The following is a 21142-nucleotide window of genomic DNA, read 5'->3' on the forward strand; positions in this document are numbered from 1 at the left end:
CTAGGCGGGGGGGGCGTCGTACTCGACCCGGTCGAGGACGAGGCCGTGGGGCGGGGCAGCGGGGCCGGCGGCGCGGCGGTCGCGGGCCGCCAGCACGTCGGCGACGTCGGAGGGCGACCGCCGTCCGCGGCCGACCTCGACGAGGGTACCGACGATGCCGCGGACCATCCCATGCAGAAATCGGTCCGCCTCGACCTCGAAGTCGAAGTCGCCCGGCCGCGCGCCCGGCCCCCAGCGGGCCAGCCGGACGGTGCAGACGCGGTTCGTCGTCTCCGACTTCGTCCGGCAGAACGACGAGAAGTCGTGGCGCCCGACGAGGCGTCGCGCCGCCTCGTTCATGGCGTCGACGTCGGGCGCGGGCCAGAGGTGCACGCGCGTCCGGCGGTCGAGCGCGCGCGGCTCCGTCGCCGCGTGGTAGACGTAGCGCCGCCGCCGCGCGTCGTAGCGGGCGTGGAACCCGTCGGGCGCCGGCGCGACCGCGAGCACCGCGATCGACGGCGGGAGGAGCCCATTGAGCGATGCCTTGAGCCGGAACGCGTCCACGGCCGCCTCGGTCACGAAGTGGGCCACCTGGCCACGCGCATGGACGCCCGTGTCCGTCCGCCCCGATCCGACCACGGCGACCGGGTGGCGGAGCGCCACGGCGAGGGCGTCCTCGATCGCTCCTTGGACCGTCGGCCCCTCGGGTTGAATCTGCCAGCCCCGGAAGTCGGTGCCGTCGTATTCGATCAGGAGGCGGGTGGTGGGCACAGAGCCGAGGGGAGGGGGATCCGTAAGGTGAGGCGGCGCCCGAAAAGTTCCGCCAGCTTTCGGGGCTGCGGCTGGCAGACCCGTCCCGGCTGGACGGACCTTCGAGTCCCCCGCCTCCTTCCCTGTGCCCCCCCGCATCTACCTCACCGGCTTCATGGCCTCCGGCAAGAGCACGGTTGGCCCGCTGCTGGCGGACCGACTGGGCTACCGGTTCGTGGACCTGGACTGGCTCGTGGAGGCACAGACGGGGCGGTCCGTCCCGGACCTCTTCGCCGAGGGGGAGGGCGTCTTCCGCGCCGCGGAGGCGACGGCCCTCCGGGAGACGACCGGCGGACAGGGCCTCGTGGTCTCGACCGGCGGCGGCACGCTCGTCACCCCGCAGAACCTCGTCGTCGCGCGCGGGGCGGGGCCGATCGTGTGGCTCCGGGCGTCCGTTCCCGTGGTCCTCGCCCGCGTCGGCGACACGGAGGGGCGGCCGATGCTCGCCGGACGCGACGGGCGTCCCCTCCGGGACGAGGCACTCCGGTCGCGCGTGGCCGACCTCCTCGCCGCCCGAGAGCCGTTCTACGCCCAGGCCGACCTCGTGGTCGACGCGGACGCCGAGGCGGACGTGGTCGCCCGCGACGCGGCCGAAGCCCTCGCGCGCTGGCGGCGCGGGCCGGCGGCCTAGCGCGTCAGGCGGAACGACCGGCGGTGGTGCGGGCTCGGCCCGTGCGCCGCGAGGGCCTCGTAGTGGGCCGCCGTCGGGTACCCCTTGTGGCCGGCCCAGCCGTACACCGGGAACGCCGCGTCGAGCTCGACCATGACCCGGTCGCGCGTGACCTTTGCCACGACGGACGCCGCGGCGATCGAGAGGCTCTTCCCGTCGCCCTTGACGACCGTCTCTTGCGGGCACGGCGCGTTCGGGACCTCGCGGTTGCCGTCCACCAGGAACACGTCGGGGACGAGCGGGAGGGCGGCGGCGGCGCGGCGCATGGCCTCCATCGACGCCCACAGCACGTTGAGCTCGTCGATCTCCGCCGGCGAGCACTGCCCGACGCCGACGGCCAGCGCCTCGCGGCGGATCCGGGGCACGAGCGCCTCGCGCGCCTCGCGCGTCAGCGTTTTCGAGTCGTCGAGCCCGGGAAGGTCGGCCTCGGGCGGGAGGACGACGGCGGCGGCCACGACGGGGCCGGCGAGGCAGCCCCGGCCGGCCTCGTCGAGCCCCACGACGACGCGGCGGCCGGCGCTCCAGTGGCGGTGTTCGATCGAGAGGTCTGGCACGGCGACGAACCTACGAGGCCCCCGCCGGCATCAGAAAACACCCGGGCGAGCGTTCCGTGAAGCGTGGGGGGTTGAAGGGGCGACCGAAACCATCTATCTTGGCTCGCGTCATACGACTCCCCGGCAGCGAACCATACCGACGTCGCCAGGGGGGTCCGGGCCAGGTCACAGCCGTCGCAGCGGAGCGAGGCGCAGCGGACCGTTCGACCACCGGCCCATCGTTCCGATTTTCGGCACGGGTTCTGCCCGACCGGAGACACCGGCATACCGGCGGCACGGCCGCCCGCGCCTCTCGTAACGACCCGTCCGCAGACTGGCGGACCCTCCCGCGCCCCGCGGGAGATCCCACCTCCGGGACCGTGGGCGGCCTACGCCGCTCGTCCCCACCGCGCCCCCCAGGGGCTCCGTATCGCCACCCAGCCACTCCATGGCAGACAAGACGAGCGCGACGGCCGACGCCGACGCCCCCGAGACCGAGACCACGCCCTCGAAGCGCCGACGCACGCGGGCCCACGTCATCGACCTTACCGACTCCGGGTCGGGCTCCACCGGTGACGGCGCCCCGGCGCCGGCCGAGGAGAAGCCCAAGCGCCGGTCGCGGAAGAAAGCCGACGAGCCCGAGGCCAAGACCGCCGAGGACCAGGGCGCCGACGAGGGCGACGAGAAGCCCAAGCGCCGCCGCCGGACCCGCGAGGCCGAGCCCGTCGCCTCCAGCGACAAGCTCGACGAGGTCGAGGACGACGCGCCCACGAAGGGCCAGGCGAAAAGCCAGTCCGACGACGACGACTCGGACGACGACTCCGACGACACCTCGGGCGGTCGCCGGCGGAGCCGCAAGAAGCGGAACCGCGGCAAGAAGAACGACGGCGGCGGGCACCCGGGCGAGCCCTTCGAGGGCATGCTCGAGCTCATCGGCGACAAGAAGTTCGGCTTCATCCGCGAGCTCTCGACCTCGCTAGCGAAGGGCGACAACGACCCCTTCATGCCGCCGCCGATCATCCAGAAGTACAACCTCCGCGATGGCGTCAGGCTAAAGGGGACCATCAAGCCGGGACGCAAGGGCGCCTGGCAGGTCACCGACGTCGAGGAGGTCATGGGGATGGACCCCGAGGAGTGGGCGGAGACGTCCGACTTCGAGGACGGCATGGTGATCTACCCCGAGGACAAGCTCGACCTCGTGGCGGGCCCCGGCGACATCTCGATGCGCGTCATCGACCTGGTGTCGCCGCTCGGGAAGGGCCAGCGGGCCCTCATCGTGGCGCCGCCGCGCGCCGGCAAGACGTTCATCCTGAAAGGGATGGCGGCCGGCCTCGCCCAGAACCACCCCGAGGTCAAGCTCGTCGCGCTCCTCATCGACGAGCGGCCGGAGGAGGTCACCGACTTCCGCCGGAACACCGACTGCACCGTCTTCGCCTCGTCGAACGACGCCGGCGAGGACAACCACGTCCGCGTCGCGACGCTCGCCTTCGAGTACGCCCGGCGCCTCGTCGAGCAGGGGAACGACGTGGTCATCCTCCTCGACTCGCTCACGCGCCTCGGCCGGACGTTCAACCTCTACGGCGGCAACTCCGGCCGGACGATGTCGGGCGGCCTCGACGCCCGCGCGCTCCTCATGCCGCGGAAGATCTTCGGCGCGGCCCGCAACATCGAGAACGGCGGCTCGCTGACCATCGTCGCGACGGCCCTCGTCGAGACGGGCTCCCGCATGGACGACGTCATCTTCGAGGAGTTCAAGGGGACCGGCAACTCGGAGATCGTCCTCGACCGGGACCTCTCGGAAAAGCGGATCTACCCGGCCATCAACATCCGGCGGTCGGGCACGCGGAACGAGGAGCGCCTCGTCAACCCGGACATCGCGACGCAGCGCAACCTCCTCCTCCGCGCGCTCAACAGCCGCTTCCCGGATGAGGCCATGCAGGCGCTCATCAAGCAGATCCACGCGAGCCCGTCGAACGAGCAGATGCTCATCGAGCTCATCCCCGAGTAGACGGCCGGCTCCTCCCGCCTCGGCACCGAGGCGGACGACCCTGCGGGGCGCTGCCACACCGGCGGCGCCCCGTTTTTTGGCCGGCCCAGCCCACCTCGGTCGGCCCGCGGGCACACCGAGGCGGACCGTTTCGCTTCCGGCGGGTGCCTCGCTCCTCGTGTCCTCCTGAGCCAAGACCCGCAGCGGCGGAGCCGAAGGGTCCCCGGCGCGCACGGAGTCCGAGCGCATCCCTGGTGTTGGAGCTCGTCGGAGAGCCTTCGGCTCGCTCCGCTCGCGCGGGACGACACGACGTTCGCGTTGGCGGCCGACGGCGAGGTTAGGCGATCCGTTCGGAGGGGTCTAGGGGCCGACAGACGCACGCGCCGATGCCGCCCGACTTCCGACCGGGGATCGCCCTCCACGAGCCCGACGCCGACGAGCCCGAGGTCCAGTACGACTACGTCCCCATCAAAGAACGGCCCGAGGCGGACCGGCCGCGGGAGAAGCTGTTGACGCGAGGTCCGGCCGTGCTCTCCGATGCCGAGCTGGTCGGCCTCGTGTTCGGGAGCGGGACGCGCGTGGGGGGGCGGAGCGTGTCGGCGGTGGAGCTGGCGCAGGCGCTGATCGGGGCGTACGGGTCGCTGGCGAAGCTGGCCCGGCGCGACGCGAACCAGGTGGCGAAGGCGACGAAGGGCGTCGGCCCGGCGAAGGCGGCGCAGCTGGCGGCCGTGTTCGAGATCGGGCGGCGGGTCGAGGCCGCGCCGCCCGAGGACCGCGTCCAGGTCCGCTCGCCGGCCGACGTGGCGGCGGCCTACGGCCCGCGCCTCCGCGACCTCAACCGCGAGGTGTTCGTCGTCCTCCACCTCAACACGGCCAACGTCGTGACGGCCGAGTACACCCTCACGACGGGCGGGCTGGCAGCGTCCATCGTCGAGCCGCGGCAGGTGTTCGAGCGGGCCATCTTGGAGCACGCGGCGTCGGTGGTGTGCCTCCACAACCACCCGTCCGGCAACCCGGAGCCGAGCCGGGAAGACGTCGCGATCACGAAGCAGCTCTGCGAGGCGGGGAAGGTCCTGGGCATCCCGGTCCACGACCACGTCATCATCGCGGGCCGGGGGTACACGTCGCTGGCCGAGCGCGGGCTGATGGGCTGAGCGCTACGTTGCGGGGCCCCTCCGCACCGTCATGGCCGTCGTCGCCGCGCCCGCCCGTCCCGCCGACCCCGCCCGCCTCGGCGCCGAGGCGGAGGCACTCGGTCCACCGCGCGGGCGCCTCGTCTCGCTCGACGTCTTCCGTGGACTGGCGATCATGGGCATGATCCTCGTCAACAACCCGGGGACGTGGAGCGCCATCTTCCCGCCGCTCCGTCACGCCGAGTGGCACGGGTGGACGCCGACGGACCTCGTCTTCCCGTTCTTCCTGTTCATCGTCGGGGTGGCGATCCCGCTGGCGTTCTCGAAGCGGCTGGCGCGTGGGGACGACCGGGGCGCCCTCGTGCGGAAGACGATCAAGCGGGCGGCCGTGCTGTTCGCCATCGGCGTCGGGCTGGGGCTGTTCTCGCGGGTCTGGCGGGCGTTCGAGGGCGTGCCGCTCGACCTGAGCGACTTTCGCATCCTGGGCGTCCTCCAGCGGATCGCGCTGTGCTACCTCGCCGCGTCGCTCCTCTTCCTGTACACCTCCGCGCGGACGCAGCTCTGGATCGGGGCCGCGATCCTGCTCGGCTACTGGGCGGCGCTTGAGCTGGTCCCGGTCCCGGGCGCTGGGGCCGGGCGCCTCGACGTGGCGGCCGAGACGCTGCCGGCCTACGTCGACCGCCTCGTCCTCGGCAGCCAGCACTTGTGGGCGGGGGCCGACAAGCTGTGGGACCCGGAGGGACTCTTGAGCACGCTCCCCGCCATCGTCACGACGCTCCTGGGCATCGCGGCTGGGCGGATGGTGCGCCAGCGGGACGTGGCGCCCGTCGAGACGGCGGCGCGGATGATGGCACTCGGCCTCGCCCTGACGGCGGTCGGGAGCGCGTGGGGGTGGGTCTTCCCCGTCAACAAGTCGCTGTGGACGAGTTCGTACGTGCTGCTCACCGGCGGCCTCGCGTTCAGCGTCCTCGGCGCGTGTTACTGGGCCGCTGACGTCCGCGGGTGGCGCGGGTGGACGCGGCCGTTCGTGGTCTACGGCGTCAACGCGCTCCTCGTGTTCGTCGGGAGCAGCCTCCTGGCGCAGACGCTCGCGCGGATCTCGGTCGGCGAGTCGTCGCTGCAGGCGTGGCTCTTCCAGACCGTGTTCGCGCCGCCCGGGCCGCCCGAGGTGGCGTCGCTACTGTACGCGCTCGTCTGGATCGGCGGGTGGTTCCTCGTCCTCCGTGCGCTGTACCGTCGCGGCATCGTCTGGAAGGTGTAGGGCCGGCCCCGCCCGCCTCAGCACCGAGGCGGACGAAGTCGGCGCTCGGGCGCGGTCGCCCGCAGTCCCTCCGACCGGGCGATCACGCTACCTTCACGGACTCCGCCGCGCCGCCCATGCAGATCATCGAGCCCTCCGAGACCTACGACGTGTGCATCGTCGGATCCGGGGCGGGCGGGAGCATGGCGGCGTACGTGCTCGCGCAGGCCGGCGCCAACGTCGTGATGCTGGAGGCCGGCGGGCCGTGGTCCGAGGAGGACGCCGACATGCTGACGTGGACCTACGAGTCGCCGCGGCGCGGGGCGGCCATCGAGACGCGGCACTTCGGCGAGTTCGACGCCTGCGACGGCGGGTGGAGCCTGGAGGGCGAGCCCTACACGTCGGCCGAGGGAACGCGCTGGGACTGGTGGCGCGCCCGGATGCTCGGCGGGCGGACGAACCACTGGGGCCGGATCTCGCTGCGGTTCGGCCCCGACGACTTCCGGGGCAAGTCGCTCGACGGCTACGGCGACGACTGGCCGATCTCCTACGACGACGTCGCCCCGTACTACGACAAGGTCGACGAGCTCGTCGGCATCTTCGGGTCGCAGGACGGGTTCTACAACGAGCCCGACGGCCGCTTCCTCCCGCCGCCCGAGCCGCGGTGCTACGAGAAGCGCGTCATGCGAGGGGCCGAGTCGATCGGGGTCCCCGTCCTGTCGTCGCGCCTCTCGATCCTGACCCAGGCCAAGGGCGACCGGGCGGCGTGCCACTACTGCGGCCAGTGCAACCGCGGCTGCTCCGTCGGCGCCAACTTCTCGGCGGGGCGCGTGCTCTTGCGGCCGGCGCAGGCAACGGGCAACCTCACGCTCGTGACCCACGCGATGGCTCGCGAGGTGCTGACCGACAGGGAGGGCCGCGCGAGCGGCGTCTCGTTCGTCAACACCCAGACGCTCGAGGAGCAGCAGGTCAGGGCCGACGTCGTGGTGCTGGCGGCGAGCGCGTGCGAGTCGGCGCGGCTGCTGTTGAACTCGGCGAGCGAGCGGCATCCGAACGGGCTCGCCAACTCGTCGGGCGTCGTCGGCAAGTACCTCATGGACACGGTGGGGGCGTCCGCCTCGGCGTTCGTCCCGGCCCTCGCGAGCCAGCCGACGCACAACTGCGACGGGGTCGGGGGGATGCACATCTACATCCCGTGGTGGCTCTACGACCAGCACGCGTCGCTGGGCTTCCCGCGCGGCTACCACCTCGAGACGTGGGGCGGACGCGGGATGCCGGGCTACGGCTTCGGCGGCGGGATCCAGGGCCAGAACGGCTCGCTCCCCGGCGACCGCAGGGGCGCCGGCGGCTACGGCCGCCAGCTGAAGGACGACTACCGGACGCTCTACGCGGCCCGCGTCGGCTTCTCCGGCCGCGGCGAGATGATCGCGCGGGAAGACAATTTCTGCGAGATCGACCCCGCCTCGGTCGACAAGTACGGCATCCCGACGCTCCGCTTCGACGTGACGTGGAGCGACGCCGAGATCCAGCAGGCCCGCCACATGCAGATGGCGATGCGCGAGATCCTCGAATCGATCGGCGGCGAGATCGACGAGATGCCGACGGAGGAGACCCAGTACGGCATCTCGTCGCCGGGCTCGATCATCCACGAGGCCGGCTGCGTCCGGATGGGCGACGACCCGACGACCTCGGCGCTCAACGAGTACTGCCAGGCCCACGACGCCGACAACGTGTTCGTCGTCGACGCGGCCCCGTTCGTCTCCCAGCCGCACAAGAACACGACGTGGACGATCCTCGCGCTCGCCTGGCGTGCGGCGGACTACCTCATCGACCAGCGCAAGCAACGCAACGTGTGATGTCCGACCGCCCGACGCCCGAGCCCATCCGCGACCTCCCCCGCCTCGACGTCGAGGCGGGCACTCCTGGACCTCCCGGCACGCTCTCGCGCCGCGACGCGCTCCGCCTGCTGGCGATCTCGGCCGCCGCGCCGGCCCTGATCTCGGGGTGCGGGCCGGACGAGGCGGCCGAGGGCGCCGCCCACCACGCCGCTGCCCGCGCGCGGGGCGCCGTGGCGCCGGCCGTCGGCGCTGAGCCGGGGTTCTTCACGGCCCACGAGTTCGACACGGTCCGGCTGCTGGCCGACACCATCCTCCCAGCCGACGACCGCGGCCCGAGCGCGGCCGAGGTCGGCGTGCCCGAGTTCATCGACTTCCTGATGACCGACGACGAGCTCCGCGGTGACATGGAAGAGCGGCAGACGGCCATGCGGGGCGGGCTCGGCTGGCTCGACGCCCAGTGCCGCCGCGCCCACGGCGAGCCGTTCGTCCGCTGCTCCGACGCCCAGCGCCGCGCGATGCTCGACCGGATCGCCTACCCCGACGACGCGGCGCCGGCCGACGCGCCGGGCGTCCGGTTCTTCAACCGGTTCCGCGACTACACGGCCGCCGGCTACTTTTCGAGCCCGCAAGGGATGGACGACCTCGGCTACGTCGGCAACGCGGCGCAGGCCCAATGGACCGGCTGCCCCGACGAGGCCAACGCCTGGGCCGCCCGCACCGTCTGACCCGGCCCGCCGGGGCGCCGAGGCGGAGGGGGCTAGGGCTCGTCGACGCCGAGCACGCCGGGCAGGCGCTGGCGGAGGAGCCGGACGAGGGCTGCGTCCATGAACGCGTAGTCGTCGGGCACGCCGAGGACGACGACGCGGCGGTCGCGGAGGAGCGGGCCGAACGCGGACTGGAGCCGCCGGCGGTGCTGCGGCTCGAACGCGACGATCACGTCGGCCCACGCCACGAGGTCGGCGGAGACGGGCGCCTCGGCGTCGGGCGCGGTGCCGGCCGAAAGGGCCTCGACGCCCGGCCAGTCGGCGACGACGGCCTCGGCGGTCGGGCTTCGGAGCCGGTTCCGGCTGCAGACGAACAGGACCCGGAGCGGCCGGCTCACGCCGTCAGGTCGAACGTGATGTAGACGGGCCGTTGCTCCTCCGTCCCGCCGATGGCGGCGTAGAAGGCGCGCGCCGGCTCGTTCTCCTCCTCGGTCATCAGCCACACCGTCGTGCAGTCGAGCGCGCGGGCATGGTCGAGGAGCGCCTTCATGAGCGCGGTCGCGATCCCGCGCCGCTGGTACGCGTCGGCCGTGCCGACCTCGTCGACGTAGAGGACCGGCGCCTTGTCGGGTTCCACGACCCGGATCCCCATCGCGAAGCCGACGACGCGCGTCCCGTCGAGCGCGACGGCGAGGTGCTGGTCGGGCGCCACGAGCGCCGCCTCCGCCCAGCGCGGGTCGACCGGCCCGTCGAACGTGTCGGGGTCGACGTCGGCGAGCACGCCGAGGTCGCCGGGACCCAGGATGCGGATCTCGAGGCCCTCCATCACTGGCCAATGGGCGAGCCCGGGGGAATCGTGACCGGCTCCGGCGCCGCTGCCTCGTCGAAGTCGCGGTCGAGGAACGCCTCGATGCGGCGGGCCAGCCACGCGCCGTGGACCGCGTCGTCGTCGGTCCCGTCCGTGTCGAGGGCATCCCCGAGCATGTCGAGCGTGCCCTCAGCGGCGGCGCGGACGGGGATGGCGGCGTCGGGCTCGGCGGCGAGGTCGATGAGCGCCTCGACCCACGTCGCGAGGACGGCTCGGCGGATCGCCGCCTCGTACGGCGTCGCAGCCCCCGCCCCGCGAATGGCGCCGTCGGCCGCCATCAGGAGGTCGGTAAACGACGGGAGCGAGGGGTCGAGGTCGTGCTGGTAGGCGAGGCGCGCGGCGCGGTCGGCGTCGAGGAGGTACGAGAAGGTGAGCTGGGCCGCGGTCTCGGCCGGCGCGACGGGATCGAACGTCAGCCCGGTCCGGCCGTCGAACAGCTCGCGGCCGTCGTAATAGCCCGGGGGACGCGGCGGGATGAGGCGGGCGGCCCCGGGGAGCGCGAGCGCTTCGGGCGTCACCGTCATCAAGAGGGCGTCGATGGCCGCCCGCTGCGTGTCGCCGTCGACCGGCGTCGGCGGCTCGGCGCCCTCGCCGCGCGAGGTGTAGCCGTAGGCCACGCCGCCGACGAGGTGCGCCGTCGCGTCGACCTGGTAGCGGTGGCGGAGGTAGAGCGGGACGAGGGCCTCCTCGAGCGTCGCGAGCGGCCGGCCCTCGCGGACGACGGCCTCGGAAAAGCGGTCGAGCGCGTCGCGGCGCACGGCCATCTCGAGCTCGAGCGCCTGGACGGCGTCGGCGCCGTTGTCCCAGAGCGCGCCGGTCGGCGTGGCCGCGCCGGTGGGCCGGGCGTCCGTGTCGGTGATGTAGCGGAGGCCGCGGTCGCGGTTCTCCGCGAGGACCCGCTCCGCCTCGGCGTCGCTCGGCGCGTAGCCGTAGCGGACGGCCTGGACGTCCCAGTCGCCCACGCCGACGGCGTAGGCCTCCGAGAGGTCCGGCGCGTTCCCCGAGGCGGGCAGGGCCAGCGGCGCGGGGTAGTCCATGACGGTCGACCGGTCTTGGGTCGAGCCGGCGAAGTTGTGGGCCAACCCGATCGTGTGGCCGACCTCGTGGGCCGAGAGCTGCCGCAGCCGCGCGAGCGCGAGTTGGAGCATCGGGTCGTCGGCCTCGGACGCGAACCCGTCGGCGTTCTCGCCGACGTAGGGCGCGAGCAATCCCTCGGCGATCAAGTAATCCTGGCGCACGCGGAGCGAGCCGAGCGAAACGTGGCCCTTCAGGATCTCACCCGTCCGCGGGTCGATCACGGACGACCCGTAGCTCCACCCGCGCGTGGCCCGGTGGACCCACTGGATCGTGTTGTACCGCGCGTCGAGCGGGTCGACGGAGTCGGGGCGGACCTCGACGCGGTAGGCATCGCGGAAGCCGGCGGCCGTGAAGGCGTCGGCCCACCAGCGGGCGCCGTCGAGGAGCGCGCTCCGGACGGGCTCCGGCGTGCCGGGGTCGAGGTAGTAGACGATCGGCTCGACCGGGTCGCAGAGCCCGTCGGCTCCGGCCGGCGCGGCGCACTGGAGCCGGTGCCGCGTGATCCAGCGCCGCTCGATGTCCTCGCCGATGGGGACGGCGTAGTCGGCGTACGAGATCGGGAAGTAGCCGGCGGCGGGGTGGAAGGCGCGCGGCTCGTAGCCGTCGTCGGGCAGCATCACGAACGAGTGCCGCACGCGGACCGTCACGGCGGTCGGGTCGGCGGCCACGTCGCGGACGTAGCGGCCGGGCTGCGTGCTGGCGAACGTCAGCCGCGCCTCGATCTCGGTGTTGCGAGGAAAGGCCTTGAGCGCCGACGGGACCGGCGCGCTCCGCTGCTTGTCGAGCGAGAACGCGCCCTGGCCCGTCTGGCGGAGCGTCTCGGCGACCCCGTGCGCGTCGCGGAGGACGAAGTCGGTCACGTCGATCAGCACGCGCCCGTCCGTCTCGGCCGCCACGTCGAAGCCCCACACCACCGACGAGGCGAACGCGTCCTCGACGGCCAGTTGCTCGGCCGGGTTGTCGGTGTCGGCGCGGAAGCGGAGGTTCGGCTGGACGAGGAGCACGCGCCGCCCGACGCGCTCGAACCGGACGACGCGCTCGCCGCCGAGCTGGCTCCGGTCGAGCCCGACGTCGTTCGACCCGAGCCCGGCCGCGAGCGAGACGACGTACAGCAGGTCGGCGTCGAGCTCCGGGACCTCGAGCCAGATCTTCCCGTCGGCGCCGTCCCACCAGACCGGCCACTGCCCGTCGTGCGATTCCAGTCCGGCCGTCTTGGACTCGATGGCCGGGAGTCCGCCCGCCTCGGTCGGCGCGTGGCCCGAGGCGGGCGCAGTCGGGGCCGTGGAGGAGCAACCGGAGGTCGCCGTCAAGGAGACGACGACGAGGGCGGCTAGCAGGGCGAGAGCGAGAGGGCGGGGCATGGCGACGCGGGGACGGGGCGCCAATCTAGGCCGGGTCTCGGCGCTACTCGGCGTAGGCCCGGATCCAGTCCACCTCCAGGCGGAACGGCCCGTCGATCCCGTCGGCGATGTAGATCCCGACCGACCGAACGGCCGACCGGTCGAGCGGGTCGACGGAGACGGTCTCGCCGTGGGCCGTCGTCTCCAGGCCGTCGAACGGGATGCGGACGGTCTGCCAGTCCTCCGTCGTCGGGAACGTGCCGACGCGGTTGACCTCCCGCCCGCGCGACCGCGTCCCGTCGTCGACGTCGAGCTCGAACGTCCGCCCGCCGCCCCGCACGCGGAGCTCGACCCCGTCGTAGGCCGAGAGGTCGAGGTCGCGCTGGGCGCGGACCGACGTGAACCCGCCGCCCTCGGTCACGACCTCGCCCGTGAACACGAGGGTCCCGTCCCCGACCTCCGCGAACCCCTGGGAGTCCCCGCCCATCACGCCGTCGTTCTCGATGCGCCACGTGGCGCCGTCATCGGTGTCGAAGTCGAAGAGGGTCATGGTCGTGTCGGGCTGCGCCGTCGCCGGAGCGGTCGCCGGCTCGGGCGGCGAGCCGCCGCAGGCGGCGAGGACGGTGAGAAAGAGGAGGAAGGGGAGAGGCATGGGGCGGAGACGGGCGCCCCGCCCGGCCGGGTCCCGACGGCGAGCCTCTCAGGGCGTTCCCCCTACTCGGCCCGCCTCGGCGCCGAGGCGGAGGGGGCGGCCTCTTTTCGAGCGGCGTTCGCGCCTCGGCCCGCCGGCGCCGCGATCTTGCGCGCTCCCCTCGCTCCCGCGCCCGCCCGGGCCCCCCGCATGGCCGACCTCGACACGATCGTCTCCCTCTCGAAGCGCCGCGGCTTCCTGTTCCCGTCGTCCGAGATCTACGGCGGCCTCGGCGCCGTCTACGACTACGGCCCGCTCGGCGTCGAGCTCAAGCGGAACGTCCGCGAGCGGTGGTGGAACGCGATGGTCCGCGAGCACGACAACGTCGTCGGCATCGACGCGGCGATCCTCATGCACCCGACCGTCTGGAAGGCGTCGGGCCACGTCGACGCCTTCTCCGACCCGCTCATCGACGACAAGGCCTCGAAGCGCCGCTACCGCGCCGACCAGCTCATCGAGGGCCACATCGAGAAGCTCCGCAAGAAGGGCAAGGACGAGCAGGCCGACGCCGTCTACGACCGGTTCGTGGAGGCCCTCAACGCCGACGAGCCCGCGCCGGCCCTCGGCGCCATCATCCAGGACGAGGAGATCCGCTCGCCGGACTCTGGCGCGTTCGACTGGACGGAGGTCCGCCAGTTCAACCTCATGTTCGAGACCGCCACGGGCGCGCTCGCCGAGGAGGCCAACAAGATCTACCTCCGCCCGGAGACGGCCCAGGGCATCTTCGTCCACTTCAAGGACGTCGCCGAGACGGCCCGCCAGCAGGTCCCGTTCGGGATCGCGCAGATCGGCAAGGCCTTCCGGAATGAGATCGTGGCCCGCCAGTTCATCTTCCGGATGCGCGAGTTCGAGCAGATGGAGATGCAGTACTTCGTCGCGCCGGGCTCGCAGATGGAGGCCTACGAGGCGTGGGCCGAGACGCGGATGCAGTGGCACGCCAACAACGGCATCCGGACCGAGAAGCTGCGCTGGCACGACCACGAGAAGCTGGCCCACTACGCCGACGCGGCCAAGGACGTCCAGTACGAGTTCCCGTTCGGTTGGAACGAGATCGAGGGGATCCACTCGCGGACCGACTACGACCTCAGCCGGCACCAGGAGTACTCGGGCAAGAAGCTGGAGTACTTCGACCAGGCCAGCCGCGAGCGCTACATCCCGTACGTCGTCGAGACGTCCGTCGGCCTCGACCGGACGATCCTGATGGTCCTCTGCGACGCCTACCGCGAGGAGGAAGTCGACGGCGACACGCGGACGGTCCTCAAGTTCCACCCGGCGCTGGCGCCGTTCACGGCGGCCGTCTTCCCGCTCGTCAAGAAGGACGGGATGCCGGAGCGGGCCCACGAGATCGAGGCCGACCTCCGCAAGCAGTTCAACGTGATGTACGACGAGAGCGGCGCCGTCGGGCGCCGGTATCGCCGGCAGGACGAGATCGGCACGCCGTTCTGCATCACGGTCGACGGCGACACGGGGGAGGACGGGACGGTGACGGTCCGCGAGCGCGACTCGATGGAGCAGGACCGGATCCCGGCCGAGAACGTCCGCCGCTACATCGAGGACCGGATCGAGGGCTGGGCGCCGCAGCCGTAGCCCGACTGCTGGATCTGCCCGCCTCGGCACCGAGGCGGGTGGGGTCAGCGGGCGCGCGGCGGGAGGGCGTAGTCGGCCGGGAGGAGGTCGGCGAGCCGCTCGAAGCCGAGGTAGCCGCGTGCCAGCACGTCGAGCGGCGCCGCCAGCGTCCCGTCGGCGTCGACGGCGACGGACTCGGCCCGGAGCTCGATCGACGACCGCTGCTCGTCGGCCGGCGCCGATCGGGTCTCGGCGAACCACCGCGAGCCGGGGTAGCCCGCGTCCTCCGCCTCGTCGTAGTGGACGTCGAGCCGGCCGTCGAAGCGGAGCTGGCCGGTCCCGTCGCGGCGCCGCTCGAACACGTCGCGGGCGTCGGCGGGGCGCGGACGACCGGCCGCGCTCCGCCCGAAGGCGTCCGCGTTGAACGACGCGTCGGCCTCCTCGTCGAGGAACAGGTCGAAGCCCTCGGCCTCGGCCGTGCCGCCGAGGAGGGCGCGCAGGAGGTGGCGGAGCGAGCCGCGGTAGGCCCGGACGCGGGCGGCGGCCCACCGCACGGCCTCGGCGTTCGACGCCGGCTCCAGCGGCTCGAACCGCTCGTCGCCGTCGTACCGGACCTCGGTGTCGGAGAGCGCGAACCCCCGGAGGTCGTACGTCAGCCGGTAGCCGAGCGCGCGGTTCTCGATGGCGAGCGGCTTGGCCGCCGCCGCCTGCAGACCGCCGACGCCTTCGCGGAACTCCAGGACCTCCGGATTCACGATCCGCACGGAGTCGGCGAGGGTCGACTCGCCGAGGAACGCCTGCTCGAACGTGGCGAGTTGGCTCTGCCAGCGCGGGTCGCGTGGGGCCTCGACGCGCACGAATCCGACGGTCCGCCGGGCGCCGTTCAGCACGAAATCGGTCGCGATCTCCTGCCCAGCCTCGGCGACGATCTCCTGGGTCTCGGCCTCGTACCCGACGAGCGACGCGACGAGCCGGTGCGCGCCGGGCGGGACGCCCTCGATCCGGTAGCGGCCCTCGGCATCGGCCGCGTCGCCGCGGGTCGTGCCGGAGAGGTAGACGTTGGCGCCGGCGAGCGGGGCCCCGTCGCCGCCGCGGACGGTGCCGGTGAGCGTGGCGGGCTGGGCGCCGGCGGCGCCGGCCAACAGGAGGGAGCAGAAGAGCAAACGCATGCCCTCGGATACGACGTGGCGGGCCGTGGCGTCAAGGCGATCCGGACGCCGGCTCTGCTCGCCTCGGCGCCGAGGCGGGCACGGGCGACGGGAGCCGGGCCCGCCACCGCGCCAGCTCGCGCGCGAGCGGGGCGTGGACGGGGCGGGCGCCGTCGGGGTCGAGGTAGCCGAGGAGGCCGTTCGGGCAGTGCCGGTCGTCGTCCCACCCGGGGTGGTTCGCGATGGGGTACCAGCACACGCCGTCGAGGCGGACGCCGGCCGCACGCGCGGCGCGGACCTCGCCGGCCACGTAGCGGAGCCACTCGGCCCGCTCGTCGCCCTCGCTCCCGGTCTCAGCCACGACGACGGGGCGGCCGTAGCGGGCCGCGACCTCGGTCAGGATCCGGCGGAGCGGCCGGTACTGCGGGTGCCCCCGCCCGATCGGCGGCCCGCCGTGGACCCACTGGTTCGTCGGGTAGTAGTTGACGCCGAGCACGTCGAGGACGTCCTCGCTCCCGCCGACCTGGGGCCAGAGGTGGCCCGCCAGCAGGTCCCACGCCTGAAACTGGGCGAGCCGGTGGCCCTCGGCGTGCGGCGCATCGTGCGGTCGCGACGGGTCGCAGGCGACGTGGATGGCCGGCTCGGCCCAGAGCAGGCGCGCGCGGCGGTCGACGTCGCGGACGGCGTCGACTCCGCCGAGGGCGGCCCGCGCTAGTTGGACCTTGAGCTCGAACCCGCGCCCGTTCGCGAACGGCGGGAGGTAGCCCGCGTCGCCGCCAGCCCACGACCAGAACGAGATCTCGTTGACCGGGCACCACCACGGGACGCCGTCGGTCTCGGACCGGACGACCTCGGCCGCGGCCCGCGCGAACGCCTCGAACCGGCGGACGAACGTCGGCCCCCACACGTCGAGGCCGTCGGGGACGCCGTAGTGGCAGAGGTCCCAGATCACCTGCGTCTCGGTCTCGCGCGCCGCCCGGAGCTGAGGCAGGAACGATGACCAGTCGTAGCGGCCCGGCGAGCGCTCGACGAGCGGCCACCGGACGCCGTCACGGACCGTCCGGATGCCGTGGGCCGCGAGCTGGCGGTAGTCGGCCGCCGCGGCCCGGTCGTGCCCAGACGCTGCGACGACGTCGACCCGCGCGCCGTCGCGGCGGCGGTGGGAGGAGCACTCGAACCCGCCCATCCAGAACGACTGGAATGGAGAGGGCTCGGCGGCCACGGCGAGGGCGTCCGTCAGGCGGCCGGTCGCGTTGTGTGTCATAGAGTCGGGACGTCGTCAGCCGGCGGTCCGCTCCGCGTCGCCCTCGCCGCCGTGGGCGGCGGCCCAGAGCACCTCGGGCCGCTCGTCGGGCGGCCCCTGCGTCATGGCGGCGACGAGTTCGATGGGCACCTTCGGCTCGCGGGTCATGGTGAGGAGCCCGTTGGCCTCTTGGAAGGTGTCGGTGAGCTGGGTGTAGCAGAACCCGCAGAACGTCGAGAGCCGGCGGACAGCCGTGAGGAGCGCGCCGTACCTCTGGAAGAACACCTCGGCGTCCTCGGCGACGGCGTAGCCCCAGGCGTCGCCGCCGTCCGCCAGCGCGATCCCGCCGAACTCGGTCAGCATGAGCGGCTGGTCGGCATGGCGGAACCCCTCGAGCGTGAGCCGGCGGCCGGCCGGGAGGAGCCCGCCGAGGAGGTCGGCCACGGCGACGTCGCCGTAGCGGGCCGTGAGCCCCTCGGGCCGTGGGTCGTAATCGTGGATCGTGAGGATGTCGGTCTCCGGGTTCTCCCACCCGTCGTTCCCGACGACCGGGCGCGAGGGGTCAAGCGTCTTCGTGAGGTGGTACAGCGCGCGGACGTAGTGCCGGTGCGCCTCCTTCTCGGCCACGTCCGGGACGCCCCACGACTCGTTGAACGGGACCCAGACGGCCACGCACGGATGGTTCGCGTCGCGCGCGATCACGGCCGCCCACTCTCGCTGGCTCCGCTCGACCGCCTTCGGCGAGAACCGGTAGGCGCTCGGCATCTCCTCCCACACGAGCAGGCCGAGCACGTCGGCCCAGTAGAGGTAGCGGGGGTCCTCGATCTTCTGGTGCTTCCGGACGCCGTTGAACCCGAGCGCCTTCGTGAGCTCGACGTCGCGGCGGAGCGCGTCGTCGTCCGGCGCCGTCATGAGCGTGTCGGGCCAGTAGCCCTGGTCGAGCACGAGGCGGAGGTAGTACGGCCGCCCGTTGAGCACGAACCGGTCGCCGCGGACGGACACGCTCCGGAGCGCCGTGTACGACGCGACGCGGTCCACCGCCTCGTCATCGCGCAGCAGCTCGACCTCGGCCTGGATCAGCGTCGGCCACTCGGGGCTCCAGAGGAGCTCGTTGCGGAAGTCGTCGATGCCGGGGTCGGAGAGCGCGACGCGCCGCGACACCATCCCGTCGACGACGCTGTACGTGTCGTCGGCCAGGACCCGCTCGCTAACGGTCAGCCGGAGGCGGACGCGGAGGCCAGGCGCGCGGCGCCCCGCCAACTCGGTCTCGAACCCGATCTCGTAGCGGTCGAGGCGCGGCGTCCAGCGGATTCGCGCGAGGTACGTCGCGGGCACGCGCTCGGCCCAGACCGTCTGCCAGATCCCGGTCGTGCGGGGGTACCAGATGCTGTGGGGCTCGAGGTGCCAGTCCTGCTTCCCGCGCGGCTTGGCGAGGTCGTGCGGGTCGTCCTCGGCGAGGACCGTCACGCGCTGGGGACCGTCCGGCACGAGCGCGTCCGTCACGTCTAACGAGAACGGGGTGTGCCCGCCGATGTGGGAGCCCACGTACCGGCCATTGACCCACACGCGGGCCTCGTAGTCGACGGCCCCGAAGTGGAGGAGGACGCGCCCGCCGTCGGGGGCGGGCAGCTCGACCTCGCGCTCGTACCAGCAGGCCGCGTGGAAGCCCGTGTCGCCGATCCCGCTCCGGGCGGCCTCCGGCGCGAACGGGACCTCGATGGTGTGCGTCCACCCCCTGCCCGCCTCGACGTCGTCGGGCCGGCCGAAGCGGCGCTCGTCATCGAAGGCGAACCGCCAGGGGCCGTCGAGCGACTGCCAGCCGGCGCGGCGGAGCTGGGGGCGGGGGTGCGGCGCCTCGCCCGAGCGGGCGGAGGGCGCCGTCGGGGCGGCCACGGCTAGGGCTCGGCCGGCGGGCGGACGTCTCCGTCGCCGCGGCTGACCAGGTCGACGGGCGCGCCGAGGCGGGCCTTCGCGGTCCCCGTCGGGCGCGGCGCGTCGGCTGCCCGGTCCCCGCTGGCCGCGCCGGCCAGCCGGTCGTAGAGCGCGAGCGCCTGGGCCACGACCTGGTCCATGTTGTAGTACTTGTACGTCGCCAGCCGCCCGACGAAGTGGACGTCGGCCTCGGCGTTGGCCAGCGCCTCGTACTTCCGGTACAGCTCGGCGTTCTCCGGCCTCGGGATCGGGTAGTACGGGTCGCCCTCGGCCTGCGGGTACTCGTAGACGACGGCCGTCTTCGGGTGCTCCTGGCCCGTGAGGTACTTGAACTCCGTGACCCGCGTGTAGGGGTGCTCGTTCGGGAAGTTGACGACCGGGGCCGGCTGGAACCGCTCACACGCGTGCGTCTCGTGGACGAACTGGAGCGAGCGGTAGGGGAGCGTCCCGTAGCGGAAGTCGAAGTACTCGTCGACCGGGCCCGTGTAGATCAGCCGCCGGTACGGGACGAGGTCGCGGACCTCGCGGAAGTCGGCGTTGAGCATGACCTGGATCCGCGGGTGGTCCAGCATCCGCTCGAACATCCGGGTGTACCCGTGGAGCGGCATGGCCTGGTACGTGTCGGTGAAGTACCGGTCGTCCCGGTTCGTCCGGGTCGGGACGCGGGACGTCACGCTCGCGTCGAGCTCGGACGGGTCGAGGTCCCACTGCTTCCGCGTGTAGCCGCGGAAGAACTTGCGGTACAGCTCCTCGCCGACCCGGCTCACGACGACGTCCTCGCTCGTCCGGATCGTCTCGCGCGGCTGGGCCACGGACTGGAAGAACGCCTCGACCTCGAACGAGGTCAGGCTCAGCCCGTAGAGCGCGTTGATCGTGTCGAGGTTGATCGGGATGGGGACGAGCCGGCCGTCGACGCTCGCGCGGACGCGGTGTTCGTACGGCCGCCACGCCGTGAACCGCGAGAGGTGGTCCCAGACGCGCTTCGCGTTCGTGTGGAAGATGTGGGGGCCGTAGCGGTGGACGAGGAGCCCGTCGGCGTTGTACTCGTCGTAGGCGTTCCCGCCGATGTGGGCCCGGCGGTCGATGAGGAGGACGCGCTCGCCCAGCCCGGCCGCCAGCCGCTCGGCGAGGACGGAGCCGGCGAACCCGGCCCCGACGATGAGGGTGTCGAACATCTAGCGGAGGGGGGCGGTCGACAGCGATGCCGACGGGGTGCGGGTGGGGGACGGGGAGCCGTCGAGGAGGGCGGCCATGGCCGTGGCCGTGGCGTCCCAGGAGGTCCGCGCGAGGACCTCGCGCATGTCGGCCACGTTGGCGGCGCGCTGACGCGGGCTCGCCCGGAGCGCCGCCTCGCAGGCGGCCACGAACGCCTCGGGCGTCTCGCCGAGGTAGACGACGTCGCCGTAGGGCTCGGCCACGTCCGTGATCGGCGTCGAGACGATGGGCCGCTCGGCGGCCATGTACTCGAGCGTCTTCGTCGGGCTGATGAACTCGGTCGACCGGTTGCGAGCGAACGGGAGGAGGCAGACGTCCCACCCGGCGAGGTAGGCCGGGAGCTCGTCGTAAGACTTCCCACCGAGCCAGTGGAGGTTGGCGGCGCGGGGGAGCGAGGCCGGGTCGATCTTGACCACGGGCCCGAGCATCACGACGTGCCAGTCGGGCCGGGCCGCGGCGAGCGCGCCGACGAGGTCCCGGTCGAGCCGCTCGTCGATCACGCCGAAGAAGCCGAGGCGGGGCCGCGGGATGGCGGCCTGGTCCGACGGCTCGTCGAGGCCGGCCGCCTCGGGCCGCGCGCGGCCGAAGTGGTCGGCCTCGACCGACGACGGGAAGCAGTGGACGTCGGGGTGCCGGCCCTTCTTGGCCCGATAGAGGCTGGGGCCGCCCGTGAACACGAGGTCGGCGCGGGCCAGGAGGTCGCGCTCGCGGTCGAGGAGCGCGGCCGGGGCATGGTCGAACGCGGCCAGCTCGTCCATGCAGTCGTAGACGACGCGGCGGACCCGGCCACCGAGCGCGTCGAGGAGAGGAAGCGCGAGCGGCGTGTAGAACCAGACGTCGCACCGGCCGACCTCGTCGGCCAGCGCGGCGACGAGCGGGCGCATCGCGTCGAGTTGGGCGTCCGAGAAACCGCCCTCGTGGACGGCGGTGTGGGGGCGGAGGACGGTGACGCCGGGCGCCGGTGCATGGCGCTCCCAGCGCGCGGGGCCGCCGTCGAACACGGGCTCCTCGACGACGAGGACGGGCCGGGACGCGGCGAGGCGGGAGAGGACGTGCTGAGGGCGCTGGGTGACGAAGTCCCACCGGAGGTGGGAGAAAACGACGAGAGGGATCGGCATGCGACGGAGTGGGTGGGAGGCACGCCGGTTTGCCCTCGGCGTACCGCACG

At 73.1% G+C, this 21142-nt stretch carries 18 protein-coding genes; 7 read left to right on the top strand and 11 right to left on the bottom strand.

The features are described 5' to 3' along the window. Positions 1-750, bottom strand: coding sequence for a tRNA pseudouridine(38-40) synthase TruA (truA, locus tag BSZ37_RS06785; RefSeq protein ID WP_095509820.1), 750 nt, complete (start codon positions 748-750; stop codon positions 1-3). A gap of 124 nt (positions 751-874) precedes the next feature. Between truA and BSZ37_RS06790 the strand changes: the two genes are divergently transcribed. After that, complete coding sequence (locus tag BSZ37_RS06790) at positions 875-1420, top strand: shikimate kinase (RefSeq protein ID WP_095509821.1); 546 nt, start codon at positions 875-877, stop codon at positions 1418-1420. On the opposite strand, the gene BSZ37_RS06795 is transcribed toward BSZ37_RS06790, so the two are convergent. Continuing rightward, the gene (locus BSZ37_RS06795; RefSeq protein ID WP_095509822.1) at positions 1417-2013 is read right to left on the bottom strand and encodes a ribonuclease HII; all 597 of its coding nucleotides are present in this window, start codon (positions 2011-2013) and stop codon (positions 1417-1419) included. The two genes, BSZ37_RS06790 and BSZ37_RS06795, sit on opposite strands and share 4 nt — an antisense overlap. A 427-nt stretch (positions 2014-2440) precedes the next feature. Between BSZ37_RS06795 and rho the strand changes: the two genes are divergently transcribed. The 5 genes from rho (at position 2441) to BSZ37_RS06820 (ending at position 8915) form a co-directional block, all read left to right on the top strand. After that, the gene (gene rho / locus BSZ37_RS06800) at positions 2441-4000 is read left to right on the top strand and encodes a transcription termination factor Rho (RefSeq protein ID WP_095509823.1); all 1560 of its coding nucleotides are present in this window, start codon (positions 2441-2443) and stop codon (positions 3998-4000) included. Positions 4001-4365: 365 nt separating this feature from the next. Further along, the gene (gene radC, locus BSZ37_RS06805) at positions 4366-5133 is read left to right on the top strand and encodes a RadC family protein (RefSeq protein WP_095509824.1); all 768 of its coding nucleotides are present in this window, start codon (positions 4366-4368) and stop codon (positions 5131-5133) included. Between the two features lie 31 nt (positions 5134-5164). Beyond that, entirely contained in the window at positions 5165-6373 is a 1209-nt protein-coding gene (locus BSZ37_RS06810; RefSeq protein ID WP_095509825.1) for an acyltransferase family protein, read from the top strand. A 116-nt stretch (positions 6374-6489) separates the two neighbouring features. Beyond that, a complete protein-coding gene (locus BSZ37_RS06815) occupies positions 6490-8208 on the top strand; it encodes a GMC family oxidoreductase (RefSeq protein ID WP_095509826.1) in 1719 nt (572 codons plus the stop codon). Next, entirely contained in the window at positions 8208-8915 is a 708-nt protein-coding gene (locus BSZ37_RS06820) for a gluconate 2-dehydrogenase subunit 3 family protein (RefSeq protein ID WP_095509827.1), read from the top strand. Before BSZ37_RS06815 ends, BSZ37_RS06820 begins: the two co-directional genes overlap by 1 nt. A gap of 32 nt (positions 8916-8947) precedes the next feature. Here BSZ37_RS06820 and BSZ37_RS06825 read toward each other — a convergent pair whose 3' ends face one another. Genes BSZ37_RS06825 through BSZ37_RS06840 form a run of 4 tightly spaced genes read right to left on the bottom strand, consistent with a single transcriptional unit; the run spans position 8948 to position 12831 of the window. Continuing rightward, positions 8948-9292 (bottom strand): low molecular weight protein tyrosine phosphatase family protein, encoded by a 345-nt coding sequence (locus BSZ37_RS06825; protein WP_095509828.1) that lies wholly within the window; start codon positions 9290-9292, stop codon positions 8948-8950. After that, positions 9289-9720, bottom strand: a complete 432-nt coding sequence (locus BSZ37_RS06830; RefSeq protein ID WP_095509829.1) for a GNAT family N-acetyltransferase — start codon at positions 9718-9720, stop codon at positions 9289-9291. Before BSZ37_RS06830 ends, BSZ37_RS06825 begins: the two co-directional genes overlap by 4 nt. Further along, positions 9720-12200 (bottom strand): zinc-dependent metalloprotease, encoded by a 2481-nt coding sequence (locus BSZ37_RS06835; protein ID WP_095509830.1) that lies wholly within the window; start codon positions 12198-12200, stop codon positions 9720-9722. The genes BSZ37_RS06830 and BSZ37_RS06835 overlap by 1 nt, the downstream gene beginning before the upstream one ends. Positions 12201-12243: 43 nt before the next feature. Further along, positions 12244-12831 (bottom strand): CIA30 family protein, encoded by a 588-nt coding sequence (locus BSZ37_RS06840; protein WP_095509831.1) that lies wholly within the window; start codon positions 12829-12831, stop codon positions 12244-12246. A gap of 189 nt (positions 12832-13020) precedes the next feature. Between BSZ37_RS06840 and BSZ37_RS06845 the strand changes: the two genes are divergently transcribed. Next, complete coding sequence (locus BSZ37_RS06845; RefSeq protein WP_095509832.1) at positions 13021-14457, top strand: glycine--tRNA ligase; 1437 nt, start codon at positions 13021-13023, stop codon at positions 14455-14457. Positions 14458-14501: 44 nt separating this feature from the next. Here the strand turns inward: BSZ37_RS06845 and BSZ37_RS06850 are convergent, their stop codons facing one another. Genes BSZ37_RS06850 through BSZ37_RS06870 form a run of 5 tightly spaced genes read right to left on the bottom strand, consistent with a single transcriptional unit; the run spans position 14502 to position 21092 of the window. Further along, positions 14502-15605 carry a carboxypeptidase-like regulatory domain-containing protein gene (locus tag BSZ37_RS06850; protein WP_095509833.1) on the bottom strand — a complete coding sequence of 368 codons (1104 nt, stop codon included), beginning with the start codon at positions 15603-15605 and terminating at the stop codon, positions 14502-14504. A 31-nt stretch (positions 15606-15636) separates the two neighbouring features. Beyond that, on the bottom strand, positions 15637-16848 hold the full coding sequence (locus BSZ37_RS06855) for a glycoside hydrolase family 1 protein (RefSeq protein WP_095509834.1): 1212 nt from the start codon (positions 16846-16848) through the stop codon (positions 15637-15639). A gap of 15 nt (positions 16849-16863) precedes the next feature. Beyond that, positions 16864-18720: a glycoside hydrolase family 2 protein gene (locus BSZ37_RS06860; RefSeq protein ID WP_095509835.1), complete on the bottom strand. Its 1857-nt coding sequence runs from the start codon at positions 18718-18720 to the stop codon at positions 16864-16866. Positions 18721-18722: 2 nt separating this feature from the next. Then, positions 18723-19934, bottom strand: a complete 1212-nt coding sequence (gene glf / locus BSZ37_RS06865) for a UDP-galactopyranose mutase (RefSeq protein ID WP_143537579.1) — start codon at positions 19932-19934, stop codon at positions 18723-18725. Then, entirely contained in the window at positions 19935-21092 is a 1158-nt protein-coding gene (locus tag BSZ37_RS06870) for a glycosyltransferase (protein ID WP_095509836.1), read from the bottom strand. Positions 21093-21142 lie beyond the last annotated feature (50 nt).

It is taken from the genome of Rubrivirga marina, assembly GCF_002283365.1.
Taxonomy (GTDB): Bacteria; Bacteroidota; Rhodothermia; order Rhodothermales; family Rubricoccaceae; genus Rubrivirga; species Rubrivirga marina.

Bases quoted from the DNA above. Each gene is read 5' to 3' on its own strand.
- BSZ37_RS06845 (WP_095509832.1), top strand. From the start codon at position 13,021: ATGGCCGACCTCGACACGATCGTCTCCCTCTCGAAGCGCCGCGGCTTC.
- BSZ37_RS06820 (WP_095509827.1), top strand. From the start codon at position 8,208: ATGTCCGACCGCCCGACGCCCGAGCCCATCCGCGACCTCCCCCGCCTC.
- BSZ37_RS06855 (WP_095509834.1), bottom strand. From the start codon at position 16,848: ATGACACACAACGCGACCGGCCGCCTGACGGACGCCCTCGCCGTGGCC.
- glf (WP_143537579.1), bottom strand. From the start codon at position 19,934: ATGTTCGACACCCTCATCGTCGGGGCCGGGTTCGCCGGCTCCGTCCTC.
- BSZ37_RS06830 (WP_095509829.1), bottom strand. From the start codon at position 9,720: ATGGAGGGCCTCGAGATCCGCATCCTGGGTCCCGGCGACCTCGGCGTG.
- BSZ37_RS06850 (WP_095509833.1), bottom strand. From the start codon at position 15,605: ATGCGTTTGCTCTTCTGCTCCCTCCTGTTGGCCGGCGCCGCCGGCGCC.
- BSZ37_RS06835 (WP_095509830.1), bottom strand. From the start codon at position 12,200: ATGCCCCGCCCTCTCGCTCTCGCCCTGCTAGCCGCCCTCGTCGTCGTC.
- BSZ37_RS06810 (WP_095509825.1), top strand. From the start codon at position 5,165: ATGGCCGTCGTCGCCGCGCCCGCCCGTCCCGCCGACCCCGCCCGCCTC.
- radC (WP_095509824.1), top strand. From the start codon at position 4,366: ATGCCGCCCGACTTCCGACCGGGGATCGCCCTCCACGAGCCCGACGCC.
- BSZ37_RS06870 (WP_095509836.1), bottom strand. From the start codon at position 21,092: ATGCCGATCCCTCTCGTCGTTTTCTCCCACCTCCGGTGGGACTTCGTC.
- BSZ37_RS06840 (WP_095509831.1), bottom strand. From the start codon at position 12,831: ATGCCTCTCCCCTTCCTCCTCTTTCTCACCGTCCTCGCCGCCTGCGGC.
- rho (WP_095509823.1), top strand. From the start codon at position 2,441: ATGGCAGACAAGACGAGCGCGACGGCCGACGCCGACGCCCCCGAGACC.
- BSZ37_RS06815 (WP_095509826.1), top strand. From the start codon at position 6,490: ATGCAGATCATCGAGCCCTCCGAGACCTACGACGTGTGCATCGTCGGA.